A 15,521-nucleotide genomic window follows, 5' to 3' on the forward strand; every position below is an offset into this window, starting at 1 on the left:
AAGCCTGACTCTCCGGTTTTATCACTCAGCAAGGGTGCGGGACTCGCTACGGGTAAGTGCGCGTAATCGCTCCTCTCCGACCGGTTCTTTTGTCAGTAACGGGACAACAGCATATCTTTGCGCATGTTGTTGAGCTACAGCTTCAATTTCAGTCAGCTCTTTCTCTGCGCGTTCTCTCAAAAGAGGGGAGTGTGTCACAGCTGCAGCTACACTGTTGTTGATAATCCATGCCCATGGTTCAATTGAGGCCCGCCGCAAATCCTCCTGCAGGTTGGCTGCTTCAAGTACGGGCGTGGTTTCAGCAAGGGTTACGATCAGAACCTTTGTCTGATTCCGGTCCTGCATCTGCATCATTGGCGTGATATTCTGTTCTTTACTGTGACCTGCCTGACGGGTGAATTCACGGTGATAGGCTCCCGTTGCATCGAGCAGCAGGAGGGTGTGGCCGGTCGGGGCAGTGTCCATTACGACGAATTTTTTGTCAGCCTCTCCGATGATTCGGGAGAATGCCTTGAAGACGGCAATCTCTTCGGTGCAGGGTGATCGCAAATCCTCTTCAAGCATTGCCCGTCCTTCGCTGTCAAGCCCTTTTCCTTTGGAATCAAGCACTTCACGGCGGTAACGCTCGATTTCAATTTTCGGGTCAATGCGGCTCACCTCGAGATTTTCGAGTGGACCGGTAACGGTCTCGATGAGATGAGCTGCCGGATCGGAGGTGGAGAGGTGTACCGCAAGACCCCGATGAGCCAGTTCAACGGCGAGGGCAGCGGCCAGGGTTGTTTTGCCGACACCGCCTTTGCCCATGAACATAATGAGGCCGTGACCGTCGTCAGCAATTTTATCAACAAGCACCGAAAGAGGTGGTGCGGTGAAGGTGGCGTGCTCTTTTGCCGAATCCTGGAGTTGAACGAGCGGCTCGTTGAAGAGGTTGCAGAGCGCGACAAGCCCGACCATATTGAACGGCTTGAGCGCTATCTGATCTGTTGGCAGGGCTTTGAGCCGTTCAGGCATAGCACTTAATGCGGCCTGTTCTCTCATGACGATTGCGTTTGCAAGTTCGTCTTTTGCTGCCTCACCTTCAGGCAGTATGCCATTCAGGACGAGATAGTGCTGCGAGATGCCGATTGCCGAAAGCTCATCGCAGGTTCTTGCAACTTCACCAATGGCTGCCTGCTGGGCCCGGGAGACGAGAACCATGCGGGTTCGCAGGGGGTCGGCGAGTGCGTCAACGGCCTCTTTGTACTGCGTGCGCTGCTTTGCAAGCCCGGCCAGCGGGCCGAGGCATGAAGCATCCCCTTTTGCCTCTTCAAGAAAGCCGCTCCAGGCACCGGGAAGCTGGAGCATCCGGATGGTGTGGCCGGTTGGTGCGGTGTCAAAAACGATGTGGTCGTAGTCAAGAGAGAGCGCCCGGTCGGTCAAAAGGGAGGTGAACTCATCGAATGCTGCTATCTCGGTTGTGCAGGCTCCGGAAAGCTGCTCATCGATGGTGTTGAGCACGCTCTCAGGGAGCAGCCCCCGAACCGGCCCTATGATGCGTTCCCGATACTCCGCTGCCGATGCCTGAGGGTCAATTTCCAGAGCGTAGAGATTGGCAACCGCCGTGACGGGGGTGACCCGGTTGCCGATGGTGATACCGAACACCTGCCCGACGTTCGAGGCCGGGTCGGTGCTCACAAGCAGTACCCGTTGGCCGGATTCCGCAAGCTTGATCGCCGATGCGCAGGCAATCGAGGTTTTTCCAACCCCGCCTTTTCCGGTGAAGAGGAGGAAGCGGGGGGGATGATCAAGAAATTTCATCTGGGCAATTCTATTCGATCTTTAAGCCCCGGAGGGGCGAAATATTGGTAGCGCATTTAGCCGCAGCACGTTCCTGAACAACACGACTTTTCTTCGGGCGGCGTGTGGCCTGCCCAGCTGGAAAGTTCCGAGCGATTGGGGTAGCGGCCAGCCAGAACAAGCTTGCCATCAACAAGAATCAGCGGAAGCGCTTCATGCCCTGCATCGGCAAGGAATGCCTTGACAACAGGGTTTTCTGCAAAGGAGAGCGGCTCCTTGGCCAGATTGAATCGCTCGACGACAATGCCGTTCTGTTTTGCCCAATCCACATCAGCAGCAAAGTTGACCAGTGCCTGATCGACATCACTGCCGCACACCCCCGAGCTGCAGCAAAGCGCCGGATCAAAAACCTGAATACCTTTCATACTATAATCCTCCTGAAAAATAGTGAGTTAATCATGTGATAATAAAACCAGCCAGTTAAAACCCCACGAAACAGACGAAATCACACGAAATTGGGCCCTCTTCGTCCTTGCTGTCCCTGAAATCCCTGAAGTCCTTGCTCTCTTTTCAGAGCACCGCCCAACGCAGCAATCGAATCGCGCAACAGATTTACCCATCTTTCCTCCCGTGCAGTGCTATATATCGTCGTGAGCGTTTTGAAGGCAAGGCGGACGGAGCACAGAAGCCGGAGTGTACACGAGAGTACATGAGGACTTCGAGCACCGCCCAACGCAGCATTCGAATCGCGCACCAAATTTACCCATCTTTCCTCCCGTGCAGTGCTATAAATCGTCGTGAGCGGTTTGAGGGCAAGACGGACGGAGCGCAGAAGCCGGAATGTACACGAGAGTACATGAGGACTTCGAGCAACGCCCAACGCAGCAATCGAATTGCGCAACAGATTTACCCATCTTTCCTCCCGTGCAGTGCTATAAATCGTCGTGAGCGGTTTGAGGGCAAGACGGACGGAGCGCAGAAGCCGGAGTGTACACGAGAGTACATGAGGACTTCGAGCACCGCCCAACGCAGCAATCGAATCGCGTAACAGATTTATAGCACTGCACTAAAATATTTACTTTTAAACCATAGCGACACATTAACCAGCGCAATCAGAGCCGGCACCTCCACCAGCGGCCCGATCACCGCAGCAAAAGCCTCTCCTGAATTAATACCGAATACCGCTACGGCAACCGCAATGGCAAGTTCGAAGTTGTTGCTTGCTGCGGTGAACGCAAGTGTTGCGGTTTTTGAGTAGCCTGCACCAAACTTGCGTCCCATGTAGAACGAGAGCAGGAACATGATCACAAAGTAGATCAGGAGCGGGATGGCAATACGCACCACATCCATGGGGATTTTTACGATATACTCGCCCTTCAGCGAAAACATCACAACAATGGTGAAGAGCAGCGCTATGAGTGTGAGCGGGCTGATGCGGGGGATAAATTCCGTTTCATACCACTCTTTTCCTTTCAGACGCAGCAGGCTGAAGCGGGTGAGGAAACCGGCGATAAAGGGAATACCGAGATAGATAAAGACTGACATGGCAATCTCACTGATTGAGATATCAACGGCAAAGGAGGTGATGCCGAGCCACTTCGGCAGCAGGGTCAAAAATATCCACGCATAGAGGGGGAAAAAGAGCACCTGGAAGATCGAGTTGAATGCAACCAGTCCCGCGGCATACTCGGTATCTCCCTTTGCAAGTTCATTCCAGACGATGACCATTGCGATGCAGCGTGCAAGGCCGATCATGATGAGCCCGGCCATGTAGTGCGGCATATCCGAAAGCAGGAGCACGGCAAGCACAAACATCAGAATCGGACCTATTATCCAGTTCTGCACCAGCGAAAGGGCCAGTACTTTTGTGTTGCGGAAGACATCACCCAACTCCTCATATTTAACCTTTGCAAGAGGGGGGTACATCATGACGATCAGCCCTGCGGCGATCAGCATGTTGGTTGTGCCCGACTGAAAGATGTTCCAGAAGCCCGGAATGCCGGGATAAAGATATCCTGAGAGTACCCCGATACCCATGGCAAGAAAGATCCAGAGTGTCAGATAGCGGTCAAGAAACGAGAGCTGTTTTGCTGCAATAGCCATGGTTACCTGGTGGTTAAATTCTCGTTATAGAACTGCCTGAACCGCACATTGATCTCGTCACGGACGCGGCGGAATACGGCGAGCATCTCCTCTTTTGTTCCTGTTGCCTCAGCAGGATCATCGAAGCCGATGTGCAGACGGTGTTCCACCTTACCGGTAAACATCGGGCAGGACTCATTGGCGCCGTCACATACGGTAATGACATAGTCAAAAGCTCTGTCGAGAAACTCATCAACACATTTCGGCTGGTTCAGACTGATATCTACCCACTCTTCGCGCATCACCTTGATTGCCATCGGATGAACCGCAGCGGCCGGTTTTGTTCCGGCGGAAAAAACCTCAAGATTGGTGTCGAACGAACGGAGAAACCCTTCAGCCATCTGGCTGCGGCAGGAGTTTCCGGTACAGAGAATGAGAACTGATTTTGTCATGGTCAGTAGTAACAATTGTTAATAAAAATGAACGAAGTAATAGAATCGCGGAAAACTATTTATCTAAAGTGACCGCTATAAATTGTGCCCGGGAAAACCATCCAGATATTCTCTTTGTCCTTGCAGCCCCTGAAGTCCTTGTTCTCCTTGCTTTACCTGAATTCACTTACTTCTAAAGGATCACGTTAAACACAAACCCCACCATCATAATCCCGGCAGCAACAATACCGGCGAACACCGCAATCAGTTGAGGCTTCAATACCTTGCGCAGAATGATCATCTCTGGAGCCGAGAGGGCGATGACACTCATCATGAAGGCCATTACCGTACCGAGAGCAGCACCTTTACCGATCAGAGCCTGCACAACAGGCAGAATACCCGCCGCATTGGAGTACATCGGTACGCCGATCAGCACGGCAACAGGAACCGACCACCAGACGCTTTTACCCATCAGTGCAGCCATGAAATTCTCGGGTACGTAACCATGAATGCCCGCTCCGAGACCGACACCGAGCACAATATAGAGCCACACTTTGCCGACTATCTCCCGAACATGACGCACTCCCTCCCTGATACGAAAGGCGGGGCTCATTACTTCAACTTCCATCTCCGGGGACACCCTGTTCTCCTGAAGTTTCTGTACCCACTCCTCCAGAAAGCGCTCCATTTTGAGCTTGCCGATCACTATGCCTGCAATGATGGCAACAGCAAGACCCATTCCGGAGTAGAGAAGGGCGACCTTCCACCCGAACATGCCAAAGAGGAGCGCAAGGGCCACCTCATTAATCATCGGTGCAGAGATCAGGAACGAGAAGGTTACCCCGAGCGGTACTCCCGCCTGGAGAAAGCCGATAAAGAGCGGTACTGCCGAGCATGAACAGAAGGGGGTGACAATGCCGAGCGAGGCGGCCATAACGTTGCCGACCCCGGTACGCTTTCCCGAAAGCAGTGCCCTGGTCCTCTCTGCAGAGATAAATGTGTGTACAACGCCCATCACAAACACCACTGCCGTAAGGAGCAGCAGCACTTTGGGTACCTCATAGATAAAAAAGTAGAGCGCCTCTCCAAGAGGGTTAGCCCTGCTCATTCCCGCAAGTTGGAGCGCGAAATCGGCAAACCACTCCAGATTACTGTACATCAGCATCCAGAGGAGTGCAACAGCAACTACAGAGGCAACCCATTTCAGGTTTTCTTTGCCGTCGGCTTTGCGGGGTTGTTGTTCAGGGCTTTCCATAAAGGTTTATGATTGAGGTTTGCCGCTTAACAGCAGCCGCCGCTCTTTTTCTCATGGCTGCCATGGGTTCCGCAGCAGCAACCTTTCGCTTTTTCGTTGAGCATCTCCTTGATCTCTTCACGGGATGGAATTCTGCCCTTGCAGACAACAACTTCATCAACAACAAGCGCCGGTGTCGAAATGACGTTGTAGGCCATGATCTGCTGAATATCCTCAACCTTTTCAACCGAAGCATCAATGCCCTCAGCGGCAATAACAGCCTTTACAGCATCAACAAGTTGATTGCAGCTTGCACAGCCGCTTCCAAGTATTTTTACCTTTTTCATAGTGGTCTCTTTTTTTATGGTTATCGCAAATGAACGATTATTAATAAAAGGTGCCTCTATTTATTGTCGTGAGAAGCCCGAGGACAAGGCGGATGGAGCACAGAAACCGGAGTGTACACGGAGTACATGAGGATTTCGAGCACCACCCAACGCAGTAATCGGGTTTCGGAATAAATAAATAGAGGTGCCCATAAACTATCAACCGCAGTCACAGTTGTACTCCCTGTCAGCAATGAAAAACTTTCCAAAGAGCGTTGATGCCTTCTGCCAGTTCTCCCGGTCAATACAGTATTTGACCTTCGGGGGGTTAATTTCGCCCCGGATAAGACCCGCACTCAGGAGCGCCTTGAGGTGCTGCGAAATGGTTGACTGCGCCATGGGAATAATTTCCGTCAACTCGCCGGTAAAGCAGCAGGTCTGGCTGGCAAGCAGTTGGAGTATCTTTACCCGCACAGGGTGGCTGATCGCCTTGGCAAGAGAGGCAATAACCTCCTCCTCACTACTGTAATCAACAGTCAACAACGTTCTCTGCATGACTTTCTTTTTTTGTTATTTGTTCATCGCAAATATACGATGATGTACTTGAATAATCAAGAAAAAAACTTCTGAGCCCTGACGCTTTGACAATTGTCATGATTTTTGTATCGCTTAAAACCGGAATTTTTATTCTGTACGAACTTAAAAAAATATATCCCGGCGTCGGAGAAACGCCGGGAAGGTGTAAAGAGGAAAGAACAGGTAATGCAAACTGAAAACGAGGTTACTTGCACTGTGCAGTCGATGGAGCGAGATTGATTTTTGAAACCTCAATTCTGTCCACCCATTTTACGAGACGGGGTCCGGTTACCTTGTCGCTGAGACAGAAGAGTACAAAACGGCCCTCTTTTTCAATAGGTTTGCCATCCTCTTCAAATACCAGCAGAATGTCGTCGCCTGCTGCACCAAAATAAAGTTCGTCATAGGAAAACAGAACATTGTAACTGTCCGACGAACGGACAAGAATCTGGTACTCACCACGCTCGCGGGAGTTCGGCATCACAATTTTCGCTGTATCAAGAATGTCACGAAGAAGCACCCCCTTGAACGATTGCATGGTCTGGCGGGTTTCACCGGAAACGCAAACAATTGCAGCGTTCTTGCGTTCAGAAACATTCATTTTTTTTAGACTTTCGATAGTAATGGTGAATGGCTTTTCCACCAGCCCTGAAACCCTGACCGCTTCAGATTCACGCCACACTGCCTTTGCATGGGCAGAAAAAGGAGAAAATGTTAAGAGTAAAAGAGAGAGAACAACTGCATGTGACAAGATTTCGAATTTTTTCATGATGATTGTATTGAATGATTAAGGTTGATGGTCTTCGATTAAAACAGAACAGTGCAAGCCGACATTCCGGAGGGTTCCCCCTTGTGAAGCAAGGGCCTTCCTCCGGCTCTATCTCTCTCTATAACGAGTAGGTAATTGAAAGCACACCCTGACGGCCGGGCTCCGGATATCCTTCTGCAATGGCATAGTTGCGGTCAAATAGATTTTCAACTGCCGCCTGAACGGTGAACGCCGGAGTAAGAGCGGTATTTGCCCGCACATTGAGTAAGCCATAGGGAGTGGCGCCATACTTTCCGTCACTGGTGCTGAACCGTTGTGAGTTATATTCGGTCTCAAGCATGGCCCAACTGCTTCTGTTCAGGAAAAACTGGAGATATCCTGAAATCTTGTGCTTTGGCACATCGGTAAAATGCAATGAAGGGTTGGTGTTGTTTTTTCGGTCGATATAGCTGTAATCGACAACACTTTTTAACCATGAAACCGGCAGCCAGTCAACGGAGCATTCAAATCCGCTATAGGTTGCCTTCCCTGAGTTTTGTGACTGATAAACCCATTTGTTGTTGACAAAGGCAACATTATCCACCTGCTGAATGACATCACTCAGCCTGCTCACAAATACCGAGCTCTTTATTTTCAGCTTCTCAAGCGGCCGTATGCTGTAGTCGACAACATAGTTCACACTCATTTCAGGATTCAGAGCCGGATTTGGAAGCGCATTTCCGAGCTTATACGAGTAGCGGTCTTTAAGCGTCGGAAATCTGGTTGTTCTTGCCACTGAAGCGGTCACTTCCTGGTGATCATCAAGGTGACCGACAACAGCGAGCTGGTAGTTTGTGGCATGGTTATCCTCAAGAGGAAATGAGGTAATAACATTGTTTACCAGATCCTCGGCTTTTTTTGTCTGGCGATTGTCATGCCGCACCCCGACAATGACCGTGATATCCTCCGAGGCTTTCCAGCTGTTTTCTGCCGCAAGGGAGAAGGTGTTGTCTTCATAATTTTTCGGTATGTCGCCGGTATTGCCGATTTCATTATGCATATCATACTTGTCATGCAAGGCAACTTTCAGTGTGTTGCCCTCGAAGAGCTCACTGCCTGATTCGACCGATGCACCAAAAGTTTTGTCGTCATAACGGCTCGAAAATGCTTTGGCAGTTTTTTGGGTCGTATACGAGCCATCATCATAACTTTTCAGTGCATTGTAATAGTTGTCGAAATAGCTCCTTGTTTTCAGATAACTCTTCGCTCCCAGAGTCTTGCGGGTGATCAGGTAGATGCTTGATTTATCCCAGTCGGAAAATCTCCAGTACCGGACAGCCTGTGACGGGTTTATCCCGGTATAGACAGGAATTCCCTTGACCGCGTGCTGGGTGTCAACCGTCAGTGAATATTCATCACCGCTGTTCGGAGTGTATCCGACCTTAACCGAGCCCTTGAAGTCTTTGGTAGGTGAATTGTCTCTTGCATCGCCATCTTCATATTTAGTCGGAGCAAACGATCCTGACAGCGGCCAGAATTTGGTGTCGAGGGTTGAAAGAGCGGTCTGAACATACCAGCTTCCCTGATTGGAGCCAAGATTCAGGGATGCAAATTTCGATGCAATCCGGTTATCGCCGGTTGTCATTCCGCTTTTCAATGTGCCTTCGAATTTCCCTGCCGGTTTGCGGCTTACCATGTTGATGGCTCCGCCAAGTGTATTTGGCCCGAACAGCACGGAGGAGTAACCTTTTGAAACGGTAATTTCCGACAGATCAAACGTTGTAAACCGGTTGGGATCGATATAGCCGTCATAGGGAACATAAAGCGGAATGCCATCCAGATAGAGGGGCACCTGTCGCATATCAAATCCCCGGACATAAATCATCCCCTCATTTCTTGCCCCGACACCTCCTTTGGTTATTCCCGGTAGCAGACCAACTGCCTGTGTAATGTTTTTTTTGTCGTGCTGTGCCATTTCCGCGGCTGTTACCTTTTCTTTACCATCGCCTTTTTTTCCTGTGACGGTAATTAATCCGGCAGAAAAAACTTTTGAACCGAACGATGTTGAGTCTGATGGTGCAGGAGCAGCATGAGTCAGCTCCGGAGTTGCAAGAAGAAAGAAAAGTAGTGTGACTTTTTTCATGTTATGGTATGGATTGCGTTATGTTATAGATTACATAACGATGGTTAAAAAAATCGGGCGGAGCTGTGCATGACGATAAATTGTCGGGCTCACTTTAACTGTTATAAAAAGTCGTTACCTGTTTGAAATGTTGGATGATGATCGTTATGTATCTCAGGTTATAGCGTTATAGATGCAAGATGCGTGCCGGAATTGGCGTTTTAGTGCATTGCATGAGATGAAGGGATGAAATAAAAGGGCTAAAAGCCTTGCTATCACTGGGTATCAGTGAGGGTTTGATATTAATTTATTTTTGATCTGGTGGTGAGATGTTGTGAGTCAGTTACAATTTGAGTTACAAAATAGTCAACAAATATGTGGATATTTTTCGGATGTTACATGGGTGTAGAAAATAATGCTGCCGATGCATCGGGTAGTATTGTGCAATAAGCAGAACAAAAATATTGCCGCTTCACTCTCGCGATATTCTACCGGCTTTTTTTATCTTGCGTTGAGCTATTTTCTATGCAAAACAACCCCGACCGACATGCCAGAGGTTTTTAACTACCCCATGACCTATCCCTCATGGTGGATGGATTACTACTATCTTTTCACCTGGGCATTCGGCATGCTGCTGCTTGCTCTCGGGTGGGCGGTGTTTTTCAGGTTCGGAAAATTCTCCTACGGAGTTGACCTTGGCTGTCTTTGGAAATCGATCGTTCTCGTTCTCATGACTACCGTATCGCTCGGAGTTCCCAACTACTATAATACCCGATTTGTGGGGGAGCACGGGCAGGATGGTGACTCTGTGAAGCTCTCTCTCGACAAGGTGCTCTATCTTGATCGCAAGGGAGTTGAAAAGCAGTTGAAGCTTGCTGATGTGACAGCAATCTATCAGGAGAGCATCACCTACAATCCTCCTCCGAAAATCTTCATTGTTGCTGCAAAAAGCGCTGACAGGGACTCGCTCTTTATAACCAAAAATCTTCCTGGTTATGAGCGTTTGATCTCGGAGTTGACAAAGCGAACCGGTGTTCCGGCCAAACTGCGCTGATCGGCTTTTTTTGGAAAACATGATTAACAATCCTTACGGCCAACCGCCCTTTTCCGACAGCTTGCTGCTTGTTGTTGAAATTGGCAATACAACCGCTTCATTTGTGGTATTCAATGGTGAAGAGCTTCTTGAGGTGCACAAGGTGCCTTCGGAAACCCTCTCCACTCCTGATGATATCGACGGAGTGATTAAACCGCTTCTTCTCTCTTATCCAGAACTTTCAGATGCCGCGCTTTGCAGTGTTGTTCCCGCTCTCGATCCAGTGGTCATGAGCGCGCTTCAGCGCCGACTCGGGGGCAGAATGGTTGCTGTTACCTCTTCGCTCCGCTTACCCTTCAGGCTCTCTTATGATGCACCGGAAACTTTCGGCGCGGATCGTATAGCACTCTGTGCACTCAGTCGCAGGCTCTATCCCGAAGATGCGGTTATTGCCCTTGATATCGGTACCGCCATAACCGTCGATGTGCTTGGTTCTGAAGGGCTCTATCTCGGAGGTCTCATCATGCCCGGTCTTGACCTCATGGCCAGGGCTCTGAATGAACGGACGGCACGCCTTCCGCTTGTCTGTATGGACACCCCGACTTCGCTGATCGGGAACTCGACCGCAGAGTGTATCAGAAACGGGATTATCTGGGGGTGTGTATCGGGTATAGAGGGGCTGATCGGGAAGATTAAAACCCTTTTGCGAGAAAAGAGTGAAGCAGGGGAGCCGAAGGTGATTGTGACGGGCGGCAGCGCACCGCTGATTTCCGGACTGCTTGAATCTGATACGCTGCTTGAAGAGCTTGCCGTACTCAGAGGTACCCGTTATCTCTTTACCGTTAACGCCGAATAGAAGCCCTGAGCCCTGCTGATTGCTGTGAGTACCTTACTATCCTCAATGGTTGCCTCCAGAAGAAACGCCTCTCCGAGATTTTTCAGCAGCACAAAACGGAGCTTTTTATCCAGTTTTTTCTTGTCGGAGAGCATGTTATCAAGCAGCGAATTGCTGTCGATGTCAAGAAAACGTCGTCTGATCACACCCCTTGGAAACCGGAATTTCCCGAGTATTGAGAGCCCCTTTTCAAGCGACTTCGCATCAAGATAGCCGAGTGTATTGGATAAAAAGAGCGCACAGACCATACCGATGGTGACCGCTTCGCCGTGGCGCAGGTGACGGTACTCTGCGAGCTTTTCAAGCCCGTGGGCAAAGGTGTGACCGAAGTTCAGCGTGGCCCGAAGTCCACCGGTCTCCCTGAAATCTTTTTTGACAACCGCAGCCTTGATACCGGCACTGGTTTTAACCGCCTTGGTGAGGAATGGCTCCTTGAGTGCGATAATATCACTGAAATGGTTATCGATATAGGTGAGAAATGAGAGATCAGAGATAAAGCCGTATTTGACCACCTCCGCCATGCCTGAATAGATCTCCCGTTCCGGCAGGGTTGCAAGGTATGAGGGGTCAATCAGCACCAGCTCAGGCAGATGGAAGAATCCGATCAGGTTTTTGCCTAGCGGGTGATTGATGGCAACCTTGCCTCCAATCGAACTGTCGGTCATAGCCAGGAGGGTTGTAGGTAGCTGGATAACCGGGATGCCCCGGTAGTAGCTTGCGGCAATAAATCCCCCGAGATCACCCACGACGCCTCCGCCAACAGCCAGCAGGTTCCAGCTCCGGTCAACATCCGCTTCGATCATTTTGCCGAACAGGCGGTAAGCTGAATTGAAGCTTTTTGATGCTTCACGGGCAGGCACAGTCATCTCTATCCATTGAAACCCCTCCTCATCAAGCGTTTTCAGAATCCTGTCGCCATAGAGGTTGCGTGTATTTGCGTCAAACAGAACAACGGTTTTCCTTGAAAGCCCGTGGCTTTTGAACAATTTGCCGAGTCCGAAAGTAACCGGGGTTCCTGTAATTATTTTGCTCACTGCTATCTGTTTGATTATTGGTCGCCTCTATTGATCATTCTTGGTTGCGGATGCTTTGCGTATATACCGCTCTATTTTGCGGGTCAGCTCTTCAACGGTTGACCCGATCCGTTTTATATCGGTAAGCACATGTATATTCGCACTCTCATAACGCGTTTCACGTCCAAGAAGGATGGAGCTGATTTTTTCCTCAATCTCGTCCCGTGAGAGCTTCCTGTCGTTCTCGCCTTTCAGCAGAGGGCGGTCAGTTTTATTGCAGAGTCTTCTTGCGAGCGTTTTTGGTGATGATTTCAGGTAGACCAGAGTTCCTGACTCCTTGACAAGAGCATAGGAGCGTTCGTTTTCAAGGACACCGCCTCCGAGTGAGATGACAAGATTTGTTTGATTGACAAGTTCCTGCAGCGTTTGCAGTTCAAGCTCTCTGAAGCAGGCTTCACCCTCCTCACTGAAAATCCGGGTAATGGCTTTTCCTGCCCTTTTTTCGATGGTCTGATCGAGATCAACAAACTCATAGCCGAGAGAATTGGCAAGGAGTGGTCCGATCGTGGATTTTCCTGAACCGCTGAACCCGGTTAAAAAGATTAGTGAGTAGTTTTTTGTCACAGCTTACGGTCTGTTATGGGCACCCTTCTGCGGGCAGCTCTCTTTATTTGTTCCGAAACCCGATTACTGCGTTTGGCGGTGCTCGAAATCCTCATGTACTCCGTGTACACTCCGGTTTCTGCGCTGCCTTGTTCTCGAGCTTCTCACTGCCAATTCATAGAGAGCCCTGATATGATGCCTTGAGAATCATGCAAACGAAAAAGAAAATAAAGAAAAATCCGAACCTGCCGTTTGATGATTGCGGCAAATATAGAAAAAAAGGCACAATTTTTTGTGGTCACCGGAGGTGAGGGCACTCTGGTCACCCTATCTTGCACTATACGGCAGCATATTTTATTTAACTACATTGCAGTGATAACCGGAGTCTTTACAAAAAGCAGTGAATCCCGACAGTCTGGAAGAAGAGCGTAATCATAGATTTTTTCATGCAGAAACTTTACATCATCAAAACAGGTACAACTTTTGCCTCAACCCTTGAAACACTCGGTGATTTCGAAGAGTGGATCAACAATGCGCTTGGCATGATTCCTGTTCCGGTTGAAGTTGTTGATGCAGCAGGGGGGAGCGCACTTCCTTTACCCGATACATGCAGTGGTGTCATTGTGACCGGATCACATGCAATGGTTACCGATAACCTGGCCTGGAGTCTCCGGCTTGAAGCATGGATTCCCCTGCTTGTAGAAGCTTCGGTCCCTTTTCTCGGGATCTGTTACGGCCATCAGCTGCTTGGTCGCGCCATGGACGGAGTGGTCGGTTATCACCCCCTCGGCAGTGAGATCGGTACGGTTGACATTATGCTTGCTTCTGAAGCTCTCCATGATCCGCTTTTCAATGCTCTGCCTGATCGTTTTGCCGCCCATGCCACGCATGCGCAAAGTGTGCTGACTCTTCCGCCGGGAGCGGTCTCACTTGCATCCAGTCAGCACGATCCCTTTCATGCATTCCGGGTCGGAAGGGCCGCCTGGGGCGTGCAGTTTCATCCGGAATACAGCGCTGCGGTCATGCAGACTTATATTGCCGCACAGGCAGAGAGTCTAAGGAAATCGGGGCGGAATGTTGAGCAGTTGCTTCATGATGCAGCCGAGACTCCTCACGCCCGGAAGGTGTTGACCAATTTTGCTTCAATGCTGCATCGCAGCAATAATTACCGGAGTGCTTCATTAACCGCAAAAACGGGGTGATCATGAAAAGCTTCAGATATGCCACTTTTGCAGTTGCAGCTTCTCTGTTTATGACAACGCTCATCTTTTCTCCGGCATCTTGTGTCGAGCGTTCCGGCGGGAAGCGAGAGCTGCCGCTTGACTATTCGATGAAACGTGTTGAAAAGAGCTACAGTAATCGAAACAGTCCGGAAAAATATCCCACATACTGCCGTGCGAGCTATCCGCACTTCTCCGGCGGAGCGAATGCTGATTCGATCAACCTCAAGGTTCACTCCTATATTGCCGACAGCACGGGACTCCGACTCGATGAAGCGAAGGGAGGCGCGCACTCCATTGAAGCTCTTTCTGAAGCATTTCTTCGAGGCTATGAAGCCTTTCGAATAGAGCGTGCTTCCGGAGAAATTCCCTGGCAGTTTGATCTCAATGGCGCCGTACTTCTGAACCGTTCCGGAATTCTGACGCTTGATATCACCTTTTACTCTTTTACCGGCGGTGCGCATGGCATGAGCCATACGGAATATCTGGTGTTCGATACAAATAGCGGCCGGCGTATGGGGCTTGCTGATGTTTTTCTTCCCGGCTACGAAGTCCGTCTCAACGAGCTGGTTGACGGCCGGTTCCGGCAGTTGAAAGGGCTTTCGAAAACCGACCCGCTTGATGGAGAGGAGGGTGGGCTGGTTGAGAATGTCATTCGCTTCAATAAAAACTTTGCGGTCACCGACAAGGGGGTGCTTTTTCTTTATAATGTCTATGAAATAGCACCCTACGTCAACGGCTCTACCGAACTCAGTCTCACCTGGCGTGACTTAAAGCCTCTTTTACAACCGAGGTTCAGAAACTTCTGACAGGCACCCTGATGCTATAACGGAGAGCACTCTCATTTACCTCTTTTGTCATCCCGATTTTCCGCATGTCATCCCGAACGAAGAGAGGGATCTCACTCGGCTCGTGCAATGCTCCATCCAACGAGATCTCTCTTCGCGACTACGCAGCTCATCGGGATGACAGGGAATCGAGTGTCATCCCGTATTTACGGTATTTTTATGGTATATGCTTGCATTTTATGGCGATAGAGGGTTTTATTAGCCTTTGTCAATTGTCGTTCGCGCCAGTATCTGTCGGTTGAGCAAGGGTTGGTTATTGAAAATTTTCTGAAAGGATTAATCCGGTTCAATCGGGAATTGTAAAGAGCAGGTTGAAGAGAGGGAGAAGGTCGCAATCCCTACCATATTCAGGGTATTTTTATGGTATATGCTTGCAGATAAAGGAGATAATGGGTTATTTGTTCACAATTGTTAACGAAACAGAAAGCTAATGAACACACTTGTTTTATCACACAACAGCGTTGCCGGTTCGTCATGCAACTGTTGTTGTCTCCTCGGAGGGAGTGTGCTGCACGCTTCCGGATTTCTGCCTTAGTGCCCATGTTCAATCAGGCATAAAAGATGAAAACCGGCCGTCAGCATCAGTGACGGCTTTTTTATTGAAGTTTTTTACG

General features: G+C 49.7%; 15 protein-coding genes. 4 read left to right on the top strand and 11 right to left on the bottom strand.

All coding sequences use genetic code 11. The annotated features are described in order from the left end of the window. Positions 1-21 precede the first annotated feature (21 nt). The 9 genes from arsA to G9409_RS09140 form a co-directional block, all read right to left on the bottom strand. Positions 22-1,797 (bottom strand): arsenical pump-driving ATPase, encoded by a 1,776-nt coding sequence (arsA, locus tag G9409_RS09100; RefSeq protein WP_166808466.1) that lies wholly within the window; start codon positions 1,795-1,797, stop codon positions 22-24. A 56-nt stretch (positions 1,798-1,853) separates the two neighbouring features. Beyond that, positions 1,854-2,201: an arsenite efflux transporter metallochaperone ArsD gene (arsD, locus tag G9409_RS09105; protein WP_166808467.1), complete on the bottom strand. Its 348-nt coding sequence runs from the start codon at positions 2,199-2,201 to the stop codon at positions 1,854-1,856. Positions 2,202-2,829: 628 nt separating this feature from the next. Beyond that, on the bottom strand, positions 2,830-3,879 hold the full coding sequence (arsB, locus tag G9409_RS09110; protein ID WP_166808468.1) for an ACR3 family arsenite efflux transporter: 1,050 nt from the start codon (positions 3,877-3,879) through the stop codon (positions 2,830-2,832). Positions 3,880-3,881: 2 nt separating this feature from the next. Continuing rightward, entirely contained in the window at positions 3,882-4,310 is a 429-nt protein-coding gene (locus G9409_RS09115; RefSeq protein WP_166808469.1) for an arsenate reductase ArsC, read from the bottom strand. A gap of 172 nt (positions 4,311-4,482) precedes the next feature. Next, positions 4,483-5,544, bottom strand: coding sequence for a permease (locus tag G9409_RS09120; RefSeq protein ID WP_166808470.1), 1,062 nt, complete (start codon positions 5,542-5,544; stop codon positions 4,483-4,485). A 26-nt stretch (positions 5,545-5,570) separates the two neighbouring features. Then, the gene (locus tag G9409_RS09125) at positions 5,571-5,870 is read right to left on the bottom strand and encodes a thioredoxin family protein (protein WP_166808471.1); all 300 of its coding nucleotides are present in this window, start codon (positions 5,868-5,870) and stop codon (positions 5,571-5,573) included. A gap of 198 nt (positions 5,871-6,068) precedes the next feature. Continuing rightward, entirely contained in the window at positions 6,069-6,404 is a 336-nt protein-coding gene (locus G9409_RS09130) for an ArsR/SmtB family transcription factor (RefSeq protein ID WP_166808472.1), read from the bottom strand. Positions 6,405-6,630: 226 nt separating this feature from the next. Continuing rightward, positions 6,631-7,194, bottom strand: a complete 564-nt coding sequence (locus tag G9409_RS09135; protein WP_166808473.1) for a molybdopterin-dependent oxidoreductase — start codon at positions 7,192-7,194, stop codon at positions 6,631-6,633. 118 nt (positions 7,195-7,312) lie between these two features. Further along, on the bottom strand, positions 7,313-9,316 hold the full coding sequence (locus G9409_RS09140) for a TonB-dependent receptor plug domain-containing protein (protein WP_166808474.1): 2,004 nt from the start codon (positions 9,314-9,316) through the stop codon (positions 7,313-7,315). A 526-nt stretch (positions 9,317-9,842) separates the two neighbouring features. On the opposite strand from G9409_RS09140, the gene G9409_RS09145 reads away from it, so the two are divergent. Further along, entirely contained in the window at positions 9,843-10,349 is a 507-nt protein-coding gene (locus G9409_RS09145) for a hypothetical protein (protein ID WP_166808475.1), read from the top strand. 19 nt (positions 10,350-10,368) lie between these two features. Further along, on the top strand, positions 10,369-11,184 hold the full coding sequence (locus G9409_RS09150; protein ID WP_166808476.1) for a type III pantothenate kinase: 816 nt from the start codon (positions 10,369-10,371) through the stop codon (positions 11,182-11,184). On the opposite strand, the gene aroB is transcribed toward G9409_RS09150, so the two are convergent. Next, on the bottom strand, positions 11,157-12,257 hold the full coding sequence (gene aroB / locus G9409_RS09155; protein WP_166808477.1) for a 3-dehydroquinate synthase: 1,101 nt from the start codon (positions 12,255-12,257) through the stop codon (positions 11,157-11,159). The two genes, G9409_RS09150 and aroB, sit on opposite strands and share 28 nt — an antisense overlap. Positions 12,258-12,284: 27 nt before the next feature. Continuing rightward, positions 12,285-12,860, bottom strand: a complete 576-nt coding sequence (locus G9409_RS09160; protein WP_166808478.1) for a shikimate kinase — start codon at positions 12,858-12,860, stop codon at positions 12,285-12,287. 425 nt (positions 12,861-13,285) lie between these two features. On the opposite strand from G9409_RS09160, the gene G9409_RS09165 reads away from it, so the two are divergent. Both G9409_RS09165 and G9409_RS09170 read left to right on the top strand, forming a co-directional pair. Beyond that, on the top strand, positions 13,286-14,041 hold the full coding sequence (locus G9409_RS09165) for a glutamine amidotransferase (protein WP_166808479.1): 756 nt from the start codon (positions 13,286-13,288) through the stop codon (positions 14,039-14,041). A 2-nt stretch (positions 14,042-14,043) separates the two neighbouring features. After that, positions 14,044-14,868, top strand: a complete 825-nt coding sequence (locus G9409_RS09170) for a DUF3298 and DUF4163 domain-containing protein (protein ID WP_166808480.1) — start codon at positions 14,044-14,046, stop codon at positions 14,866-14,868. The last annotated feature ends 653 nt before the right edge of the window (positions 14,869-15,521 follow it).

The organism is Candidatus Chlorobium masyuteum, assembly GCF_011601315.1.
GTDB lineage: Bacteria > Bacteroidota > Chlorobiia > Chlorobiales > Chlorobiaceae > Chlorobium > Chlorobium masyuteum.

What these genes read in the sequence shown, in the direction of transcription:
- arsD (WP_166808467.1), bottom strand. Translation starts at nt 2,201, where the DNA reads ATGAAAGGTATTCAGGTTTTTGATCCGGCGCTTTGCTGCAGCTCGGGG.
- arsA (WP_166808466.1), bottom strand. Translation starts at nt 1,797, where the DNA reads ATGAAATTTCTTGATCATCCCCCCCGCTTCCTCCTCTTCACCGGAAAA.
- G9409_RS09125 (WP_166808471.1), bottom strand. Translation starts at nt 5,870, where the DNA reads ATGAAAAAGGTAAAAATACTTGGAAGCGGCTGTGCAAGCTGCAATCAA.
- G9409_RS09135 (WP_166808473.1), bottom strand. Translation starts at nt 7,194, where the DNA reads ATGAAAAAATTCGAAATCTTGTCACATGCAGTTGTTCTCTCTCTTTTA.
- G9409_RS09170 (WP_166808480.1), top strand. Translation starts at nt 14,044, where the DNA reads ATGAAAAGCTTCAGATATGCCACTTTTGCAGTTGCAGCTTCTCTGTTT.
- G9409_RS09120 (WP_166808470.1), bottom strand. Translation starts at nt 5,544, where the DNA reads ATGGAAAGCCCTGAACAACAACCCCGCAAAGCCGACGGCAAAGAAAAC.
- arsB (WP_166808468.1), bottom strand. Translation starts at nt 3,879, where the DNA reads ATGGCTATTGCAGCAAAACAGCTCTCGTTTCTTGACCGCTATCTGACA.
- G9409_RS09130 (WP_166808472.1), bottom strand. Translation starts at nt 6,404, where the DNA reads ATGCAGAGAACGTTGTTGACTGTTGATTACAGTAGTGAGGAGGAGGTT.
- G9409_RS09165 (WP_166808479.1), top strand. Translation starts at nt 13,286, where the DNA reads ATGCAGAAACTTTACATCATCAAAACAGGTACAACTTTTGCCTCAACC.
- G9409_RS09115 (WP_166808469.1), bottom strand. Translation starts at nt 4,310, where the DNA reads ATGACAAAATCAGTTCTCATTCTCTGTACCGGAAACTCCTGCCGCAGC.
- G9409_RS09140 (WP_166808474.1), bottom strand. Translation starts at nt 9,316, where the DNA reads ATGAAAAAAGTCACACTACTTTTCTTTCTTCTTGCAACTCCGGAGCTG.
- G9409_RS09150 (WP_166808476.1), top strand. Translation starts at nt 10,369, where the DNA reads ATGATTAACAATCCTTACGGCCAACCGCCCTTTTCCGACAGCTTGCTG.
- G9409_RS09145 (WP_166808475.1), top strand. Translation starts at nt 9,843, where the DNA reads ATGCCAGAGGTTTTTAACTACCCCATGACCTATCCCTCATGGTGGATG.